The following is an 18,187-nucleotide window of genomic DNA, read 5'->3' on the forward strand; positions in this document are numbered from 1 at the left end:
CTTTCTACAACTCCCCCAGCAGCAAGGACATTCCACCCCATGAGCAACACCGTCTACATCGGCGCCAAGGAATATTTCCCCGGTATCGGCAAGATCGGCTTCGAAGGCCGCGACTCGGACAACCCGCTGGCGTTCAAGGTCTACGACGCCAACAAGCAGGTCGGCGACAAGACCATGGCCGAGCATCTGCGCTTTGCCGTGGCCTACTGGCACAGCTTCTGCGGCAACGGCGCCGATCCGTTCGGCCCGGGCACGCGCGCGTACCCGTGGGATATCGGCAACACCGCGTTGAATCGCGCCGAAGCCAAGGCCGATGCCGCGTTCGAGTTCTTCACCAAGCTCGGCGTGCCGTACTACTGCTTCCACGACGTGGATCTGTCGCCCGATGCCGACGACATCGGCGAGTACCAGAGCAACCTCAAGCACATGGTCGGCATTGCCAAGCAGCGCCAGGCCGATACCGGCATCAAGCTGTTGTGGGGCACCGCCAACCTGTTCTCGCACCCGCGTTACATGAATGGTGCGTCGACCAACCCGGACTTCAATGTCGTCGCGCGTGCGGCGGTGCAGGTCAAGGCCGCGATCGATGCCACCGTCGAGCTGGGCGGCGAGAACTACGTGTTCTGGGGCGGCCGCGAAGGCTATGCCTGCCTGCACAACACCCAGATGAAGCGCGAGCAGGACAACATGGCGCGCTTCTTGACCCTGGCACGCGACTACGGCCGCGCGATCGGCTTCACCGGCAACTTCCTGATCGAGCCCAAGCCGATGGAGCCGATGAAGCACCAGTACGACTTCGACAGCGCCACGGTGATCGGCTTCCTGCGCCAGCACGGCCTGGACCAGGACTTCAAGCTCAACATCGAAGCCAACCACGCCACGCTTTCGGGCCACAGCTTCGAGCACGACCTGCAGGTGGCATCCGATGCCGGCCTGCTCGGCAGTATCGATGCCAACCGCGGCAACCCGCAGAACGGCTGGGATACCGACCAGTTCCCGACCGACCTGTACGACACCGTCGGCGCGATGCTGGTGGTGCTGCGCCAGGGCGGGCTAGCACCGGGCGGGCTGAACTTCGATGCCAAGGTGCGCCGCGAGTCGTCGGACCCGCAGGATCTGTTCCTGGCGCATATCGGCGGCATGGACGCGTTCGCACGCGGGCTGGAAGTGGCCAATGCGCTGCTGACCTCCTCGCCGCTGGAGCAGTGGCGCGCCGAGCGCTACGCCAGCTTCGACAGCGGCGCGGGCGCGGACTTTGCCAACGGCAGCAGCACGCTGGTGGATCTGGCCAAGTACGCCGCCGGCAACGAACCCAAGCAGCTCAGCGGCCGTCAGGAAGCCTACGAGAACCTGATCAACCAGTATCTGACCCGTTGATGTCCCGTGGCCGGCGGCGCGTTGCGCGTCGCCGGCCGATGTCGGCCGCCCCCGTGGCCGCTCCCTTGCATGCTTCCAGGTGAATCCATGTCCAGTGTCTCCGTAAACGGCGCCCCCGATGCCGGTGAGAACACCCGTTTTATCGTCTTGATCAGTTGCGTAGCCACGATCGGCGGTTTTTTGTTCGGTTTCGATAGCGGTGTGATCAACGGCACTGTCGACGGCCTGAAGCAGACCTTCAATTCCAGCGCCGCCGAGACCGGGTTCGAAGTCGCCTCGATGCTGCTGGGCTGCGCCATCGGCGCCTTCTTTGCCGGCCGTCTGGCCGACCGCTGGGGCCGCCGCGCGGTCCTGATCATTTCGGCGGCACTGTTCCTGCTCTCGGCCATTGGCGCCGGTGCCTCGCACAGTTCCGGCTTCTTCATCTTCGCTCGCGTGATGGGCGGCTTTGCGGTGGGCGCCGCCAGCGTCATCTCGCCGGCCTACATCGCCGAGGTCGCCTCCGCGCGCTATCGCGGCCGGCTCGCCACGATGCAGCAGATCGCCATCATCAGCGGGCTGTTTTGCGCATTCCTGAGCAACTACCTGCTGGCCAACGCCGCCGGTGCCTCCACCGAGCCGCTATGGGCCGGGCAGGCCGCCTGGCGCTGGATGTTCTGGATGCAGGCGGTTCCCTCGCTGCTGTTCCTGTTGCTGTTGCTGGTCATCCCGGAAAGCCCGCGCTACCTGGTGGTCAAGGGCCGCCGCGAGCAGGCGCTGGTGGTGTTGAAGCGGCTATACGGCAACGCCGCCGCGCAGACCAAGCTGGCCGAGATCTCGGCCTCGATGTCGGCCGACCAGCACAAGCCCAAGTTCTCCGACCTCATCAACAAGGCCACCGGCAAGATCCGCCCGATCGTCTGGATCGGCGTGGGCCTGGCGGTGTTCCAGCAACTGGTCGGCATCAACGTGGTGTTCTATTACGGCGCGGTGCTGTGGCAGGCGGTGGGCTTCTCCGAGCAGGACGCACTGCTGATCAACGTGCTCTCCGGCGGCCTGAGTATCGGCGCCTGCCTGGTCACGGTGATGCTGGTCGACAAGATCGGCCGCAAGCCGTTGCTGTGGATCGGCTCGGCCGGCATGGCGGTCTCGCTGGCCCTGGTGACCTATGCCTTCGCCACCGCCTCGCTGGACCCCAACGGCAAGCTCGCCATGTCCGATGCCATGGGCATGCTCGCGTTGGTGGCCGCCAACGTCTACGTGGTGTTCTTCAATGCCTCGTGGGGCCCGGTGATGTGGGTGATGCTGGGCGAGATGTTCCCGAACCAGATCCGCGGCTCGGGCCTGGCCATTGCCGGCGCCGCGCAGTGGACCTCCAACTTCGCCATCACCGTCAGCTTCCCGATCTTGCTCGGCAGCATCGGCCTGGCCGGCGCCTACGGCATCTACACCGTCGCCGCCTTCATCTCGGTGTTCTTCGTGCTCAAGTATGTCTACGAGACCAAGGGCAAGGAGCTGGAGCAGATGGAGGGCTGATCTGCCCCGTTATGCTGATATCGGCATGGAAGACGAACAAGGCCGCGCACTGCGCGGCCTTGTTCGTTGACGGTCTCGCCGGGATCTTGCCGATGTCTCGCATGCCTGCGGGCGCCTCAATCGCGCTGGCTGTCATCGTTGGGCTGGATTGGGTGCGTGCGTCGTCTCGTGACTGCCGGCAGCTCTGACCTGTGCTGTGTCAGGCGGCCTGATTCCCGCGTGGCCCAACGCACCAGCAAAGTGCAATGCGCGTCTTCAATGGCGATAACCGCCTGCAAGGGCACCGGCTCTTTTTGCAAATTGTGCGCCACCGCTATACTCCACCAGGCAGTTTCCCTCCAGACTAGGGCGAATCGTGGAACCAAGGAGTGGTGGTATGGCGGTAGCTAAAGAACTTGTCAGGGGCATGCTGATCAGCGTGTGCTACTGCCTGGTGTTTCTGATGCTTTGGCGCTTGTCGATCGAACAATGGTATCTGCCGGTTGGTTTGCGCGTAGTCGCCTTGCTCTTTCGGCCTTATCGCGAGTGGCCTTTTCTGTTGGCAGGTGACGCTGCGGCGATGTTGTTCTTGCGTATTCCGCTAGGCGAGTTACAGGGCTTCAATCCGTTATGGTCATATCTAAGTCCCTTCATTCATGCGCCTTTGATTGCTGGGGCGATTGGCCTGCTTCGATATCAAGTTCCTCATATTGTTAAAAGCCAGCAATGGTTTATTCCTGCTGCTCTTGCGATAGCTCTCTGGAACGCTATATGCAGTCTGTTAATAAACGCGACCCTCGGTGGACCGCAGGCTGACCCTGCACTAGACCTGATAGTGCTCTATTGGTCAGGTAGCTATCTGGGCATGCTGGTCTTGCTTCTTCCTGCGATGTTATGGGCGAACTGGAATGACGGTCCTGTACGCCCGAGTCTCCAGCGAGATCTCGGAATCGCGGTGGCTGTTATCCTCGGTCTGTTCTTCTTATTAGGGGTCTCGCAGGAACCACTGACTCGAAGCATCTTGATGGTTGCGATGCTCGTGCCAATGGTCGTGTTGACTTTCAGGCAGGGGTGGAGAGGCAGTGCTCTAGGGTCACTATTGGCAAGCTTCGCAATTGAGTTCTCGCTTCCTCGGGTGTATCAGATCGGGTTTTTTGATCAACAAGTTTTTAGTATCCAGTTGCTCTATGCGGTCACGACGACGGCTCTTTTTGTTTTCAATGCTCGTCTGCGCAAGCCTGCCCGCGATAAGGTTTCGAGCCAGCCAAGAGATGATGCCTTCACACTAGCCCGAGCAAGCTATTCCAGTGCTGAGCGCATGTTGCGCAATCGGGTGCTCGAATACTCTGACATCAATGTTCAGATCAACAAGATGCGCAAAGATGTGGTGGCTGATTTGAGGGGCAGAGGGCAGCATTCTGCAGCAATGGAGATGACGCGGGTTGGTGTCCTTGAGTCGCAATTGCTTCAGCAGTATGTCGCCGCGCTGTATCCGTTGGAAATCGAGACGCATGGGCTGTATCAGGCTCTGCGTTCGTCAGCACTCGAACGCTTCTGCCAATCTCAGTTTCAATGCGTGTTTCGCGGTGACTGCAGGAAGCTGTCATTGGAGCTCCAATTGAGTGCTTATCGCAGTACGCTCAATTGTGTGGAGATCTTGCCGCCGGCTAGTCGGCACTTCATTCAGGCTCGTGCTTGGACAGGGAGAGGAGCTAAGGGCGTGTTGGTGCGCGTGATTGCGGATTCGTCGTCAGCTGAGGCGGCCAAGAGCGACTCGATCGATGTGGAGGCTGAACTGAAGGCGCGCTTGAAAGCGCATGGCGGCATGTTTCGCCGCCGCCATGCGTTGGTTCTCACCTTTCTGGTTGCCGAGCCAGTCTCCGTTGCAGTCAGGGGGAGACTATCCAGTGTTCCCCAGTTGCTTCCCGCCAGTTGAATACCGTGAAGTTCTTTGTTTTGTAGACAAGTCGTGCTTGATCACGCTGAGTTGAATCAAACATTGGCGGATTGTTTGAACTCGTGCCTGCCGAAATCCTGTTCGCCGCCGGCAGCACGACGCGTTCTACATCCTTGCCCATTGGCAAGGTCCAGAGTGCGTTGTCCACTCGTGCTACCACTGCGTGGACCACTCCAGTTACATCGTTGATCTGGAGATATGTCACTCCATCGCGATGGAGTTCATAAATGGCAAGCGACGGATCCATCGTTAGGTTGGCTGCCTTGGGATTGCTGTCGCCAAGTCCTGTCATTGCATGTACGCCGACGCCACCATTGGCACAGCATTGAGCCATTGCCATGCCTGACGACAGCATTCCAGCAACGACGCAAAAAGCCATAAGCCAATTTTTTGCGTTCTTCATGATTTTGCCTTCCCCCTGCATGGGGCAACTCCGCCTGCGATTCAGGCGCTTATACGTTACGTGTTGAATGGCAGATTTTGTTGATTGTTTGTCGCAGAAAATCGCTGCGGCATACCGTTGCCGATCAGCGAGGAACAGTCAACCGCATCCGCTGTTACCTGGACCTATCCGGTCAGGCGTGATGTGCAGTGCTGGAGCGCGCGCGCTATTTAGCGGCTCGGCTCGAGTTCGCCACCGGCACGTTCAAACCATCCAATCACTCGCCGGTGATGAGATTCGCCCCAACGACGCAAGAACTGCTGGGTGTGGTGGTCGCTCAGATCGCGCAGGCTTGCGATTCGTTGGGTGATGAAAGGGGCGGTCAGTGGCTGGGCGCAGTCGACTTCGATGCAGTGGCGCCAGGCGGTATAGCTGTCGGGGATGACGGGCGACATCGTTGTGCTCTTCGGTAAAAGTGAACGTGAGGGCAGTGGCGGGGCACGGCGGGCTTGATTTTGCGCAATAAGTGTTACTTTATAACACTTCATCCATCGTTCGTCCGGTCACGCCGTGTCGCGTTCCTTGCCGCAGAGTGTCGTTTGCCTGGTCACCATGCCGAACCGTCCGTGCTCGAAGTGGCGCGGTGGCCACGTCGATCCTCCGGGGTTGGCTCGATGAGGCGGCGGCAGGTGTTGCACGCCGTCGGTGCCGCCTTGGTGCTGTCGCCGCACCTGGTCCACGCGCAGCCGCAGCCGCTGCTGCGCAGTTGCAATCTGCAGCGTCAGGGCGCGGGACTGCGACTTCGGCTCGCATTGAGTACGCAGGTCGCCTACCGCAGCTTCAGCCTGTCCAATCCAGCGCGCTTGGTCATCGACCTGCCGGGCGTTTCGACGCAACCACCGCAGATCGATCCATTGCCTGACGATCTCGCGGTCGTCGCCATCCGTAGCGGCTCGCACGGCGATGGGCTGCGCGTGGTGCTCGATCTGGCGCAGCCGCTGACAGCCACGGCGCGCTGGGAGGATGGTGCACTGGTGGTCGATCTTGCTGCTGTGTCCGGCACTGCGTCGTTGTCCGCGGCCGATCCGACCGAGCCAGCCGTTGCGGCGGCTGCGCCCACGCGCTCCCGCCTGCATCCCTACGTGGTCGCCATCGACGCCGGTCACGGCGGCAAGGATCCCGGCGCGGTCAGTGCCGATGCGCGCTACGAGAAGCATGTGGCCATGGCGGTCGCGGGGCGGCTGCACCAGCGCCTGGCGGCCGATCCGCGTTACCGGCCGACCATGATCCGCAGCGATGATCGCTTCGTGGCGTTGCACGAGCGGGTGTTGATCGCCCATCGCCGCAATGCCGATCTGTTCGTGTCCATCCATGCCGATGCTGCGCCCAGCAGCCAGGCGCGCGGCGCGTCGGTGTTTGCCTTGTCGCAGAACGGCGCCAGCTCTGCATTGGCGCGCTGGATCGCCGACAGCGAAAACGCCGCCGACGACATGGGCGACAGTACGCGCCGTCTGCGGGTGCCAAGCAACCCGGTGTTGTCGCAGGTGCTGGCCGACCTGTCGCTGAGCGGCACCATCGCCAGCAGCGTGGCGTTCGGCAAGGTGATGCTCGGGCGGCTGCAGCAGGTGACGCGGCTGCATCAGGACCAGGTCGGGCAGGCCGGCTTTGCCGTGTTGAAGTCGCCGGATATTCCGTCGCTGCTGGTGGAAACCGGCTTCATGAGCAATCGCGACGATTGCCGGCGGCTGTGCGGCGATACGCATCAGGACGAACTGGCGCACATGCTGCATGCCGGTATCGACGATTACTTCCAGATGTTTCCCGGTCGCGCCTGAGGCGCGATTGCCCTCATCCCTTCTACGAGCTTTCGATGTCCGCCACGCTGCCCGATGTTGCCGTTACCGAACCTTCCCCACTGAGCGCGCCGCTGCGCTGGGTCGGCATGCAGGACATCGCCGTGCCGCTGCGGCTGGCCGATGCCGGGCCCAGTGGCAGCGTAGCCGCGCGTGCCAGCGTGCAGGTGGATCTGCCGCGCCCGGAACTCAAGGGCATCCACATGTCGCGCTTGTACCGCCTGCTGGATCGGCATCTGGAGCAGCCGGTGTCGCCGGCGATGGTGTCGCAGCTGCTGCAGGCGCTGATCGACAGTCATGCCGATTGCGGCAGCCGTGCGGCGCGGCTGGGGCTGAACTTCGAGTTGATGCTGCGGATGCCGGCGCTGCGCAGCGAAGGACTGAGCGGTTGGCGCGCCTATCCGGTGCGCATCGATGCGCAATCCAGGGCAGGCCGCACCGAGATCCAGTTGCAGGTCGATGTGCTGTACGCCTCCACCTGTCCCTGTTCGGCGGCCTTGTCGCGCCAGTTGCTGAGCGATGCGTTTTTGCAGCAGCACCAAGGGCGCGATGCGTTACCGATCGCAGAGGTTGCGCAATGGCTGCAACACAACGGTTCGTACGCCACGCCGCATAGCCAGCGCAGCGTGGCGCAGGTGCGCGTGGAGCTGAGCGCATGCGCGCAGCGCTTGGACATCCGCGAGCTGGTCGGCCTGTGCGAACAGGCACTGGCGACGCCGGTGCAGGCGGCGGTACGGCGCATCGACGAGCAGGCGTTTGCCCGCTTGAATGGCGCCAACCTGATGTATGTCGAAGATGCCGCGCGGCGGTTGCGCAAGGTGCTGGCCGAGCGCCACGCCGTCTTCCATGTGGCAGTGCGCCACCTGGAAAGTCTGCATGCACATGACGCCACCGCCGAAACCGACAGTAATACCGATGCCGATGCGTTTCATTCCTTCGCCGAGTGAGGAATTGCCATGCAGTGCAAACATCCACGTCGATCTGCCGTTGCTGCGCGCAAGTGCGAGGTCGATCGCACGCTGCGGCGATGCGGACGCGCGGTCGCGCAGGCCTATGTGTTGATCGGGCCGTACATGATTTTTTTAGTGGGGTGATCGGCAAGATCCACGCCCATGCGCCCACGCCAGGGTGCACCACGTGCAGTTGCAGGACTGAAGTGCGCGATCGACGGCAAGGTCAAACCCGCTGCGCCCGGCGCCGTAACCAGCCTCAGCCAGTCGGCGCATCTCAGCACCTTGGATCGATGGCGTTGCCATGGGAGCTGCGCTTCTCTGACCCTGGGCGGGATCGAGGCGCATCCACCCGACCAGCGGCAACCACCCATGCCCAATAACGCAAAAACCCCGCAATGCGGGGTCTTGGCGTGTTCTGCAGTCAGACGACGGTGGTGCTCCCTAGGGGACTCGAACCCCTGTTTTAGCCTTGAGAGGGCCACGTCCTAACCATTAGACGAAGGGAGCGTTTGGTGCGTCTTGTGCAGCGCGCTAGTATAGTGCGCTAAAACCCGTTGGGCAATCCTGCAACACAAGACGGAAGCGCCATCATCGAACCCTCAGTTACATCTCCGTTCACGCTGCGCGTCATCCCACGCGATCAGCACACCATCTCGCGCAAGGACATCAGCCCCAACGCGCTGCGCGTGCTGTACCGCCTGCGCGAATCGGGCTTTGGTGCCTACCTGGTCGGCGGCGCCGTCCGCGACCTGCTGGTCGGCGGCCATCCCAAGGATTTCGACGTGGCCACCAGCGCCACGCCGGAAGAAGTCAAAGCGCTATTCCGCAACTGTCGCCTGATCGGCCGCCGCTTTCGCCTGGCGCATGTGGTGTTCGGCCGCGAGATCATCGAAGTGGCCACGTTCCGCGCCAACATCGACGATGGCAGCGGCGACCGCGAACTGGATAACGGCCGGCTGGTGCGCGACAACGTCTACGGCACCATCGAAGACGATGCGATCCGTCGCGACTTCACCTGCAACGCGCTGTACTACGCGATCGAGGATTTCTCGGTGCGCGACTACTGCGGCGGCTTCGAGGACGTGCAGGCGCGCCTGATGAAGCTGATTGGCGACCCGGAACTGCGCTACCAGGAAGATCCGGTGCGCATGCTGCGCGCGGTGCGTCTGGCGGCCAAGCTGAACTTCGATATCGAAGCCGGCACCGCAGAACCCATCCCGCGCCTGGCCGGTCTGTTGTCCGAGGCCGCGCCGGCGCGCTTGTTCGAAGAGATCCTCAAGCTGTTCCTGTCCGGACACGGTGTGGCCAGTTTTGAGGGGCTGGAGCGTTACGGCCTGCTCGGTGCGCTGTTCCCGGAGAGTGCGGCCGCATTGCGCTCCAACCGCAGTGGCGCATTGCGCGCCATGGTGCTGGAAGGCCTGCGCAATACCGACGCGCGCGTGGCCAATGACGAGCCGGTGTCGCCGGCGTTCCTGTTCGCCCTGCTGCTCTGGCCGGCGTTCTGCCGCACCCTGATGGGCCTGCAGGCACAGGGCGTGCAGCCGGAAGACGCGCAGCGTCGCGCCGCCGACCGGGTCACCCTGCATCAGCTCGAGCGCGTGGCGCTGCCGCGCCGTTTCTCGCTGCCGATGCAGGAAATCTGGCTGCTGCAGACGCGCTTCTCCTCGCGTCAGCGCAAGCGCGTGTTCCGCACCTTGTCGCACCCGCGTTTCCGCGCCGCGTTCGATTTCCTGGTGTTGCGCCAGTTCGCCTCGGCCGATCACGCCGCCGATGTGGAGTTCTGGCGTGAGGCGCAGAAGTCCTCCGGCCAGGAACTGGTCGATGCGATCGAAACTGCGCAGGCCGATCACGAAGGCGAGGAAGGTGCACCGCGCAAGCGCCGCCGCCGCCGCCGTCGCACCGGCGCGCCTGCAGGCGAGTAGGGCGTGCACACCGCCTTCGTCGGCCTGGGCGCCAACCTGGGCCCGGCCGAGGCCAGCGTGCGCGCGGCCATCGCCGCACTGGGTGAGCTGCCGCAATCCACCCTGATTGCCGCCTCGCGCCTGTATCGCACGCCGGCCTGGGGCCGCGAAGACCAGCCCGATTTCATCAATGCGGTGGCGCAGCTGCGTACTGCGCTGGCGCCATTGCAACTGCTGGAGGCCTTGCTCGGCATCGAGCAGGCCTTCGGCCGGCAGCGTATCGACGGCGAGCGCTGGGGCCCGCGCACGCTGGACCTGGATCTGCTGCTGTACGCCGATCAGGTGATCGACCTGCCACGCCTGCAGGTCCCGCACCCGCATCTGCAGGTGCGCGCCTTTGCGCTGCTGCCGCTGTCCGAGCTCGCTCCGGAGGCGATCATTCCGGGCCATGGAACAGTGCGACACGCCCTGCAGGCCATCGATGTCTGCGGGCTGGAGCCGATTGGGTAGATAATGGCCGGCTTATCACCCCACGTAATGACTTCATGAGCAGCCATACCGACAGCAAGCCCTGGACCGTGCCCGCCTTGGCGCAGGCCAAGCGCGAGGGTCGAAAACTGGTCATGTTGACCGCCTACGACGCCGGCTTTGCGCGGACCTTCGATGCCAACGGCGTGGACCTGATCCTGGTCGGCGATTCGCTGGGCATGGTGGTGCAGGGGCACGATTCCACCTTGCCGGTGACCACCGCCGACATGGTCTACCACACCGCCGCAGTGGCCAGGGTGCTGGAGCGGGCGTTGCTGGTGGCCGATCTGTCGTTCCAGGCCGATGCCACGCCCGAGCGCGCACTGGACGCTGCCACCCAACTGCTGCAGGCTGGCGCGGAGATGGTCAAGATCGAGGGCGCCGGGCACAAGCTCGAGGTGATCCGCTATCTGGTCGAGCGCGAGATCCCGGTCTGCTCGCATCTGGGGCTGACCCCGCAATCGGTGCTGCGTTTCGGCGGTTACACGGTGCAGGGGCGCGGCGAAGCCGGCGAGCAGTTGCGTCGCGACGCGCAGGCCGTGGTCGATGCCGGTGCCAGCCTGGTCGTGCTGGAATGCGTGCCCACGCCGATCGCCACCCAGATCAGCGCCGCGCTCAGCGTGCCCACCATCGGCATTGGCGCCGGTCCCGGCTGCGATGGCCAGGTGCTGGTGATGCACGACATGCTGGGCCTGGACAGCGGTCACCGCCGGCCCAAGTTCGTCAAGGATTTCCTCGCCGAAGGCGGCTCGGTGGCGGGCGCGGTGCGCGCTTACGCGCAGGCCGTGCGCGACGGCAGCTTCCCCGACGCAGCGCACGCGTACGCCGCATGATCCAGACCCTGACCGATCTTTCCACCCTGCGCGCACTGGTCACCGGCTGGAAGCGCGAGGGCCTGCGCGTGGCGCTGGTGCCGACCATGGGCAACCTACACGCCGGCCACTATTCGCTGGTGATGCTGGCGCGCCAGTACGCCGACCGCGTGGTGTCGAGCGTGTTCGTCAACCCGACCCAGTTCGGCCCCAACGAAGACTTCGCACGTTACCCGCGCACGCCCGAGGCCGACCTGCGCGGCCTGGAAGACGCCGGTTGCGATGCACTGTGGCTGCCCGACGTGGACACCATGTATCCGCTCGGCACCGCACTGGCCACACCGATCCACGCGCCGGGCGTCAGCGACGTGCTGGAAGGGGTGTGCCGGCCGGGGCATTTCGACGGCGTGTGCACGGTGGTGGCGCGGCTGTTCAATCAGGTGCAGCCGGACGTGGCCGCTTTCGGCAAGAAGGACTATCAGCAGCTGGCGGTGATCCGCCAGATGGTGGCCGACCTGGCGTTTCCGATCGAGATCCTGGGCGGCAGCATCGTGCGCGAGGCCGACGGCCTGGCGATGAGCTCGCGCAACCAGTATCTGACCGACGACGAGCGCCCGCGCTCGACCCAGATCCGCAAGGTGCTGCTGCAGATGCGCGACAGCTACGCGGCCGGCACGCCGCGTGCGCAGGTCGAGGACGCCGCCACCCAGGCGCTGGAACAGGCCGGTTTCCGCGTCGATTACGCGGTGGTGCGGCTGCCCGATCTGAGCGAGCCGGGCGACAGCCATGCCGGCGCGCGCGTGGCCCTGATCGCCGCCCGTCTGGGCAGCACGCGGCTGATCGACAACCTGGAATTCTGAGCGGTCTGATGCCGCTGCAAGCGCTGCATCAGACCGTCACCGGCGACACCCGCGGTCCGGCGCACAGGCGCATTTGTCCAGTGCCGGCCTGAAGCCCTCACCACCGGTTGCGCGGCAGGCCGGTGGACACCGGCGCTTTCCGCTAAAATGCCGGCTTTCCTTTGCCGTTGCCCGTCATGCACCTGTCCCTGCTGAAAGCCAAGATCCACCGCGCCACCGTCACCCATTCCGAGCTCAATTACGAAGGCTCGATCGCCATCGACGGCCTGCTGCTGGAAGCCACCGGCATCCGTGAGTTCGAACAGGTGCATATCTGGGACGTCACCAACGGTGCGCGTTTCAGCACCTATGCCATCCGCGCCGACGAAGGCAGCGGCATCATTTCGCTCAACGGCGGCGCCGCGCGTCACGTGCAGGTCGGCGACCTGATCATCGTGGCCGCCTTCGCCAGCATGAGCGAAGCCGAAGCCGAGACCTTCAAGCCCAATCTGGTATATGTGGACGGCAACAACACGATCACCCACACCAACCACAGCATCCCCACGCAGGCCGCATGACACATACCAACGGATTCGACGCGCTTCACGCCCACGCCCAGCGCCTGCGCGGCGCTGCCATCCCCGCATTGCTTGCCGCCGAGCCGCAACGGCCGACGCAATACGCCAGGCAGGTCGGTCCGTTGTATTTCAATTTCGCGCGGCAGAAGTACGACCGCGCCGCGCTGGATGCCTTGTTCGCCATCGCGCGCGAGCGTGACCTGGCCGGCGCGTTCCAGCGCCTGTTCCGCGGCGAGCAGGTCAATGTCACCGAACAGCGCGCTGCATTGCACACCGCATTGCGCGGCGACCTGACCGATGCGCCGGTGGCCTCCGAAGCGTATGCCACCGCTGCGGAAGTCCGCCAACGCATGGGCGCGCTGATCCAGCAGCTGGAAGCCACCGACGTCACCGATATCGTCAGCGTCGGCATCGGCGGTTCGGACCTGGGGCCGCGGCTGGTGGCCGATGCCTTGCGGGCACCGTCGGGTGCGCGTTTCCGCGTGCATTTCGTCTCCAACGTCGATGGCGCGGCGATGCAGCGCACGCTGGCCACGCTGGACCCGGCACGCACCGCCGGCATCCTGATTTCCAAGACCTTCGGTACCCAGGAAACGCTGCTCAACGGCAGCATCCTGCACGCCTGGCTGGGCGGCAGCGAGCGCCTGTACGCGGTAAGTGCCAATCCCGAGCGCGCTGCCAAGGCCTTCGACATCGCACCGAGCCGCGTGCTGCCGATGTGGGACTGGGTCGGTGGGCGTTATTCGCTGTGGTCGGCGGTAGGTTTCCCGATCGCCCTGGCGATCGGCTTCGAGCGTTTCGAACAATTGCTGGAAGGCGCTGCGCAGTTCGACGCGCATGTGCTCGACACGCCACTGGAAGAAAACGTCGCCGTGCTGCACGGCCTGACCGCGGTGTGGAACCGCAACCTGCTCGGCAGCGCCACGCATGCGGTGATGACCTACGACCAGCGCCTGGCCCTGCTGCCGGCCTATCTGCAGCAGCTGGTGATGGAAAGCCTGGGCAAGCGGGTCAAGCTCGACGGTTCTGCAGTGGACAGCGACACCGTGTCGGTGTGGTGGGGCGGTGCGGGCACCGATGTGCAGCACAGCTTCTTCCAGGCGCTGCATCAGGGCACCAGCGTGGTGCCGGCCGATTTCATCGGCACAGTGCACAACGACGATCCGTATGCGGAGAACCACGTCGCGCTGATGGCCAACGTGCTGGCGCAGACCGAAGCGCTGGCCAACGGCCAGGACAGCAGCGATCCGCACCGCAGCTATCCGGGCGGCCGCCCAAGCACGGTGATCCTGCTCGATGCGCTGACCCCACAGGCGCTGGGTGCGCTGATCTCGATGTACGAGCACAGCGTCTACGTGCAGTCGGTGATGTGGGGCATCAACGCGTTCGACCAGTTCGGCGTGGAGCTGGGCAAGCAGCTGGCCAGCCAGTTGCTGCCGGCGCTGAAGGGCGAGTCGGCCGACGTGGCCGACCCGGTAACGCGCGAGCTGCTGGCCAAGTTACGCGGCTGAGCCTGTCGCGCATCGATGGTGTCAGACGACGGGGCCTGCGGGCCCCGTTTTGTTTTTGGAGTTCCTGCGTGGCGATAAATTTGGGCCAAATAGCCAAATTTCCCAAAATGGGACGTTGGGAGTAGGCTGAAGCTACCACAGCGCGCAGGACCGTCCCATGTCTCGCCTCCAGGATCTGCCCGAGCTCGAAAAATCCCCCGCCGCCGACATCAAGGTGAAGGGCTGGCCCAGCCTGATGCGCAAGGTGCGCTCGCATGGCGCAGTGGTCATCACCAACCACAATCACCCCGAGGCGGTGGTGGTGGACGCGGAGGAATACCGCCGGCTGGTCAGCCAGGCAAGTGCAGCGACGGCCGCCTCGACGCGCGCGCAGTCGCTGCAGGCATTGCAGACCAGGTTCGATGCGCATCTTGCGGCGGTGACCGATGGCGCAGGCCTGGCCCAGGTGATCGGCAAGCCGGCACGCCGGGGCAGCAAGATCGCGCTGGGGCCGTCGCTCTAAATCGTGGGGAACATTCTGGTGCTGGCCGGCGTCAACGGCGCCGGCAAGAGTTCGCTGTTGGGCAGCCTGCTGCGGGAAGACGGCGCCACCTGGTTCAACCCGGATGCGTTCACCCGGGACCTGGTGGAGCAGGGCTGGTCACCCGAAGACGCCAATGCACAAGCCTGGCAGGAAGGCGTGCGGCGACTGCGTCAGGCCATGGACGCCGGCCATGACTATGCGTTCGAAACCACCCTGGGCGCGACCACCATCCCGCGCCTGCTGTGGCAGGCCTGCGCGACGCACACGGTGGCGGTCTGGTTCTGCGGCCTGTCGAGCGTCGAGCTGCATATCGCACGTGTGGCGGCGCGCGCGGCCGCTGGCGGGCATGCCATCCCCGAGCACAAGATCCGCGAGCGTTACGATGCCTCGCGTGCCAACCTGATCGCGCTGTTGCCGCACCTGTCGGTGCTGCATGTCTACGACAACAGCGCGCCTGCCGACGCGACCGGGCAGGTCGCGCCGCTGCTGGTGCTGGAACTGGACCGCAATGGCCTGCAATACCCGCAAACGCCCGAAGAACTGGCGCAGGTGCCCAATTGGGCCAAGCCCATCGTGATGGCGGCGCTGGAGTTGCGGCAGCCCTGACCGCGCTCAGGCACTTGCGGTCTGATCTGCTTCTCGCGCCCAGGTGTGCTCCTACCGGCCTAGCGACAGCAGCGAGAACGCCACGCTGCACGTTCGGCCTCACCCGTAGGAGCGCACCGGGGCGCGACAGGCCATACCGATAAAGCTCCTCGCGCCCAGGTGCGCTCCTACCGGCCTTGCGACAGTAGCGAGACGCCATGCTGCACGTGTCGGCCTCACCCGTAGGAGCGCACCTGGGCGCGACAGGCCATACCGGTAAAGCTCCTCGCGCCCGGGTGCGCTCCTACTGGCCTTGCGACAGTAGCGAGAACGCCACGCTGCACGTGTCGGCCTCACCCGTAGGAGCGCACCGGGGCGCGACAGGCCATACCGGGAAAGCTCCTCGCGCCCAGGTGCGCTCCTACTGGCCTTGCGACAGCAGCGAGAACGCCATGCTGCACGTGTCGGCCTCACCCGTAGGAGCGCGCCGGGGCGCGACAGGCATACCGGGAAAGCTCTTCGCGCCCAGGTGCGCTCCTACTGGCCTTGCGACAGCAGCGAGAACGCCACGTGGCACGTGTCGGCTGCAGCGTCACGCAGCGCTGTAACTGCAACGGCGGCGCTTACGCCTTGCCCAGCTTCACCGCCACCGGGTCGCCGGTGAGATAGCCCACCGCTGCACCGAAACGGTTCTTGTAGTTGGCGCGGATCAGCGGATCCAGCGTGGCCTTGACGGTGTCGTGCAGGGGGCTTTCCCAGTCGCCGGGATGCTGGAAATTGCTCATCACGTAGGTCCAGCCGTGGATCTGGTCGACCGCATGCAGGCCTGTGGATTCGGCGCCGGCCGGCACCGACAGCACCCGCGTCAGCGTGCCGCTGTCCACGTTGTAGGCCCACAGGAAATTGTTCACGTGCAGGCTGCTGTCTTCGCCGATGAACAAGGTGCGCAGCGCTTCGGAGAACTTGAGGTTGTCCGGGTTGGCCAGCCGTTCCGGGTCGGCCAGGTTGCCCAGCGCGTCGGCCTTGGCCAGATCGTGGCCGGTGAGCGCGGCCGGTGCGGCCATGTCGATCGGCACCCAGTCGCTGTGGATCGGCGCGCCGTGGTTGTCGCGCTGGCCGCCACGCAGATTCAGGGCGTACACCGCACCCGCATCCGGGCCTTCCACCTTCACGTCGCCCGAGCCGTTGCGCATGCTGGTGACGATGTAGGACATCGCCATGTAGGCGATCTTGTCGCGCGCGTTGACGGTTGTGCCTTCGAGCTTGGTGAAACCCAGGCTGCCGCCGGCCAGCGCCGCGTAGCGATGGGTTTCCAGATAGGTCGCCGCCTTCTCCATGCCCGGCTTGATGCGGATCCAGTTGAAGGTGCCGTTGAACGGGATCTTGGTAAACGAGGCATCGCTCGGGTCGCTCAGATGCACGTCGAGGATGTCGGCGGCGGTCAGGCGGTCGGCCATGGCCTGGATCTCGGCGCTGGTGGCGTGGCCGAGCTTGATCCAGCGCAACGTGGCCGCGCCCGGGCCCACGCCCGAGGTCTGCTGCCACTTGCCCACGTACAAGGTGCCGGCCGACAAGTCCGCCTTGCGGTCGGCGATGAACATGAAAAGACCGCCATTGGTGGCGTCGTCGCCCATCAGCACGGTGCGCTGGTCGGGCATCACCTGCACCAGCTCGTGCGAGATGCGGCCCAGGCAGTAGTGCTTGCGCACGCTCCCGGTGCCGTCCGGGTGCACGGTGATTTCGGGCAGGTGGCCGTAGTGGTACGGATTGGCTTTTTCCGGGTCGCCGTACAGATGCGTGCTGTAGCTGCGGAACTGGGTGTTGCCGGCCAGCGCGGTGGCGTCGGGTTCGTACTCTTCGCTGGACAGGTGGGTATTCCACGGCGACAGGCTGGCGCCGCAGGTGGTCCACAGCCCGTGCACCGGCGCGGTGTCGACGTTGTGGTATTTCACCAGCGACAGCTTGCCGGTGGCCGGGTCCTGATCCAGCGTCAGCACCGCGATCGGCGCGGGCAGGTGGCGGTTAGTGTCGTTGCCGGCCTGGTCGCGGGTGGTGTATTCGAACTGCACCACCGCAAATACATGGTTGCCCTTGACCCCGGGCACCTTGGCATCGGGCAGGGTCAGCAGCGAGGAGCCGTCCGGGCAATCGGAAAAGAACGGGCGTTCGGCACCGGGTTTGGAGCGGTCGATGATCGGCCGATGCTGGATGTCGTAATAGCCACCGGCCAGCACGGTGCCACCCTTGCCGTCGGGCACCTGGTCGCCGGTGACGAAGAACGGGTGGTACGCAAGCGCATAACGCTGGGTGCTGCCGTCGCTGCGCGCCACCGTCAGCGCCGACCCCACCGTGGTGGTGGCCATCGCCGCGGGGTTGGCCAGGCTGGGTGCGGGCATGCCATGGAAGGTGGCCGACACCAGCTGGGTCGGGTTGTCCGACGGCCGCAACGGGTGTGCGGCCAGTGCCGCGCCGCCGAGGTGTTGCAGGGCGGCGGCGCTGGCGCTGCCCAGCGGCAACAGCGGGACGGACGCCAGCAACTGCATCAGGCGGCGGCGGGCGGGATCGGGGGAGGCAGACATCGAAACTCCAGGCAAAGACGGCGATCAACGATGGCCGGTGGCGCATCGGCAAGCCGGTCACGCTAGGCCCGAGGTATGACAGTTGTTTGACGGCGAGCTCACCCGTTGGCGGGCGTTCGTACACGGTGCAACAAGCGAACCCAGCAGCGCGCGTGCAGGTGACAGGAGCTGCGCAATGGTGATCGCGGACAGTGGTGCATTGCAGCAAACTGCGCCGCCGCGAAAGACCAAGCGCCACGCCGGATTCGGCGCTTTGCCGTGGTTTGACAGGTGCTGCCGGTATTCCAAGCCTATAGCCCGGGCCAATAAGTTGGC

Annotated in this window: 16 protein-coding genes and 1 tRNA gene; 13 read left to right on the forward strand and 4 right to left on the reverse strand. The window is 64.7% G+C overall.

Annotated features, from left to right (window positions below; genetic code table 11):
* Window positions 1-39 precede the first annotated feature (39 nt).
* From xylA to DGN21_RS08845, 3 genes are all read left to right on the forward strand, one after another.
* Window positions 40-1,377, forward strand: coding sequence for a xylose isomerase (gene xylA / locus DGN21_RS08835; protein WP_104568532.1), 1,338 nt, complete (start codon window positions 40-42; stop codon window positions 1,375-1,377).
* Between the two features lie 87 nt (window positions 1,378-1,464).
* Entirely contained in the window at window positions 1,465-2,892 is a 1,428-nt protein-coding gene (locus DGN21_RS08840) for a sugar porter family MFS transporter (RefSeq protein WP_016904374.1), read from the forward strand.
* A gap of 376 nt (window positions 2,893-3,268) precedes the next feature.
* Window positions 3,269-4,807 (forward strand): MASE1 domain-containing protein, encoded by a 1,539-nt coding sequence (locus DGN21_RS08845; protein WP_102257073.1) that lies wholly within the window; start codon window positions 3,269-3,271, stop codon window positions 4,805-4,807.
* On the opposite strand, the gene DGN21_RS08850 is transcribed toward DGN21_RS08845, so the two are convergent.
* Both DGN21_RS08850 and DGN21_RS08855 read right to left on the reverse strand, forming a co-directional pair.
* Window positions 4,761-5,252, reverse strand: a complete 492-nt coding sequence (locus DGN21_RS08850; RefSeq protein WP_102581221.1) for a hypothetical protein — start codon at window positions 5,250-5,252, stop codon at window positions 4,761-4,763. The genes DGN21_RS08845 and DGN21_RS08850 overlap by 47 nt on opposite strands.
* A gap of 188 nt (window positions 5,253-5,440) precedes the next feature.
* The gene (locus tag DGN21_RS08855) at window positions 5,441-5,665 is read right to left on the reverse strand and encodes a hypothetical protein (RefSeq protein ID WP_046342384.1); all 225 of its coding nucleotides are present in this window, start codon (window positions 5,663-5,665) and stop codon (window positions 5,441-5,443) included.
* Between the two features lie 219 nt (window positions 5,666-5,884).
* Between DGN21_RS08855 and DGN21_RS08860 the strand changes: the two genes are divergently transcribed.
* Both DGN21_RS08860 and folE2 read left to right on the forward strand, forming a co-directional pair.
* Window positions 5,885-7,045, forward strand: coding sequence for an N-acetylmuramoyl-L-alanine amidase (locus DGN21_RS08860; protein WP_126966410.1), 1,161 nt, complete (start codon window positions 5,885-5,887; stop codon window positions 7,043-7,045).
* A gap of 35 nt (window positions 7,046-7,080) precedes the next feature.
* The gene (folE2, locus tag DGN21_RS08865; RefSeq protein WP_126966409.1) at window positions 7,081-8,010 is read left to right on the forward strand and encodes a GTP cyclohydrolase FolE2; all 930 of its coding nucleotides are present in this window, start codon (window positions 7,081-7,083) and stop codon (window positions 8,008-8,010) included.
* Window positions 8,011-8,448: 438 nt separating this feature from the next.
* Here folE2 and DGN21_RS08870 read toward each other — a convergent pair.
* Window positions 8,449-8,523: transfer RNA gene (locus tag DGN21_RS08870), tRNA-Glu, on the reverse strand.
* A gap of 47 nt (window positions 8,524-8,570) precedes the next feature.
* Here DGN21_RS08870 and pcnB point away from each other — a divergent pair.
* The 8 genes from pcnB to DGN21_RS08910 all read left to right on the forward strand — a co-directional run bounded on the left by pcnB (window position 8,571) and on the right by DGN21_RS08910 (window position 15,314).
* Complete coding sequence (gene pcnB, locus DGN21_RS08875; RefSeq protein WP_024939771.1) at window positions 8,571-9,938, forward strand: polynucleotide adenylyltransferase PcnB; 1,368 nt, start codon at window positions 8,571-8,573, stop codon at window positions 9,936-9,938.
* Between the two features lie 3 nt (window positions 9,939-9,941).
* Complete coding sequence (gene folK, locus DGN21_RS08880) at window positions 9,942-10,427, forward strand: 2-amino-4-hydroxy-6-hydroxymethyldihydropteridine diphosphokinase (protein ID WP_046342387.1); 486 nt, start codon at window positions 9,942-9,944, stop codon at window positions 10,425-10,427.
* A gap of 35 nt (window positions 10,428-10,462) precedes the next feature.
* Window positions 10,463-11,278 (forward strand): 3-methyl-2-oxobutanoate hydroxymethyltransferase, encoded by an 816-nt coding sequence (gene panB, locus DGN21_RS08885; protein WP_053054586.1) that lies wholly within the window; start codon window positions 10,463-10,465, stop codon window positions 11,276-11,278.
* Window positions 11,275-12,117, forward strand: a complete 843-nt coding sequence (gene panC / locus DGN21_RS08890; RefSeq protein ID WP_053054587.1) for a pantoate--beta-alanine ligase — start codon at window positions 11,275-11,277, stop codon at window positions 12,115-12,117. The genes panB and panC overlap by 4 nt, the downstream gene beginning before the upstream one ends.
* A gap of 176 nt (window positions 12,118-12,293) precedes the next feature.
* On the forward strand, window positions 12,294-12,674 hold the full coding sequence (gene panD / locus DGN21_RS08895) for an aspartate 1-decarboxylase (RefSeq protein ID WP_039527638.1): 381 nt from the start codon (window positions 12,294-12,296) through the stop codon (window positions 12,672-12,674).
* Window positions 12,671-14,185, forward strand: a complete 1,515-nt coding sequence (gene pgi, locus DGN21_RS08900; RefSeq protein ID WP_054593045.1) for a glucose-6-phosphate isomerase — start codon at window positions 12,671-12,673, stop codon at window positions 14,183-14,185. The genes panD and pgi overlap by 4 nt, the downstream gene beginning before the upstream one ends.
* Before the next feature lie 157 nt (window positions 14,186-14,342).
* Window positions 14,343-14,687 carry a type II toxin-antitoxin system prevent-host-death family antitoxin gene (locus DGN21_RS08905; RefSeq protein ID WP_126966407.1) on the forward strand — a complete coding sequence of 115 codons (345 nt, stop codon included), beginning with the start codon at window positions 14,343-14,345 and terminating at the stop codon, window positions 14,685-14,687.
* A 3-nt stretch (window positions 14,688-14,690) separates the two neighbouring features.
* On the forward strand, window positions 14,691-15,314 hold the full coding sequence (locus tag DGN21_RS08910; RefSeq protein WP_126966406.1) for an AAA family ATPase: 624 nt from the start codon (window positions 14,691-14,693) through the stop codon (window positions 15,312-15,314).
* Window positions 15,315-15,916: 602 nt separating this feature from the next.
* Here DGN21_RS08910 and DGN21_RS08915 read toward each other — a convergent pair.
* Entirely contained in the window at window positions 15,917-17,872 is a 1,956-nt protein-coding gene (locus DGN21_RS08915) for an alkaline phosphatase PhoX (RefSeq protein WP_126966405.1), read from the reverse strand.
* Between the last annotated feature and the right edge of the window lie 315 nt (window positions 17,873-18,187).

Source organism: Xanthomonas sp. MLO165 (assembly GCF_018831305.1).
Lineage (GTDB): Bacteria > Pseudomonadota > Gammaproteobacteria > Xanthomonadales > Xanthomonadaceae > Xanthomonas > Xanthomonas arboricola.

Bases quoted from the DNA above. Each gene is read 5' to 3' on its own strand.
- xylA (WP_104568532.1), top strand. From the start codon at position 40: ATGAGCAACACCGTCTACATCGGCGCCAAGGAATATTTCCCCGGTATC.
- DGN21_RS08840 (WP_016904374.1), top strand. From the start codon at position 1,465: ATGTCCAGTGTCTCCGTAAACGGCGCCCCCGATGCCGGTGAGAACACC.
- DGN21_RS08845 (WP_102257073.1), top strand. From the start codon at position 3,269: ATGGCGGTAGCTAAAGAACTTGTCAGGGGCATGCTGATCAGCGTGTGC.
- DGN21_RS08850 (WP_102581221.1), bottom strand. From the start codon at position 5,252: ATGCAGGGGGAAGGCAAAATCATGAAGAACGCAAAAAATTGGCTTATG.
- DGN21_RS08855 (WP_046342384.1), bottom strand. From the start codon at position 5,665: ATGTCGCCCGTCATCCCCGACAGCTATACCGCCTGGCGCCACTGCATC.
- DGN21_RS08860 (WP_126966410.1), top strand. From the start codon at position 5,885: ATGAGGCGGCGGCAGGTGTTGCACGCCGTCGGTGCCGCCTTGGTGCTG.
- folE2 (WP_126966409.1), top strand. From the start codon at position 7,081: ATGTCCGCCACGCTGCCCGATGTTGCCGTTACCGAACCTTCCCCACTG.
- panB (WP_053054586.1), top strand. From the start codon at position 10,463: ATGAGCAGCCATACCGACAGCAAGCCCTGGACCGTGCCCGCCTTGGCG.
- panC (WP_053054587.1), top strand. From the start codon at position 11,275: ATGATCCAGACCCTGACCGATCTTTCCACCCTGCGCGCACTGGTCACC.
- panD (WP_039527638.1), top strand. From the start codon at position 12,294: ATGCACCTGTCCCTGCTGAAAGCCAAGATCCACCGCGCCACCGTCACC.
- pgi (WP_054593045.1), top strand. From the start codon at position 12,671: ATGACACATACCAACGGATTCGACGCGCTTCACGCCCACGCCCAGCGC.
- DGN21_RS08905 (WP_126966407.1), top strand. From the start codon at position 14,343: ATGTCTCGCCTCCAGGATCTGCCCGAGCTCGAAAAATCCCCCGCCGCC.
- DGN21_RS08915 (WP_126966405.1), bottom strand. From the start codon at position 17,872: ATGTCTGCCTCCCCCGATCCCGCCCGCCGCCGCCTGATGCAGTTGCTG.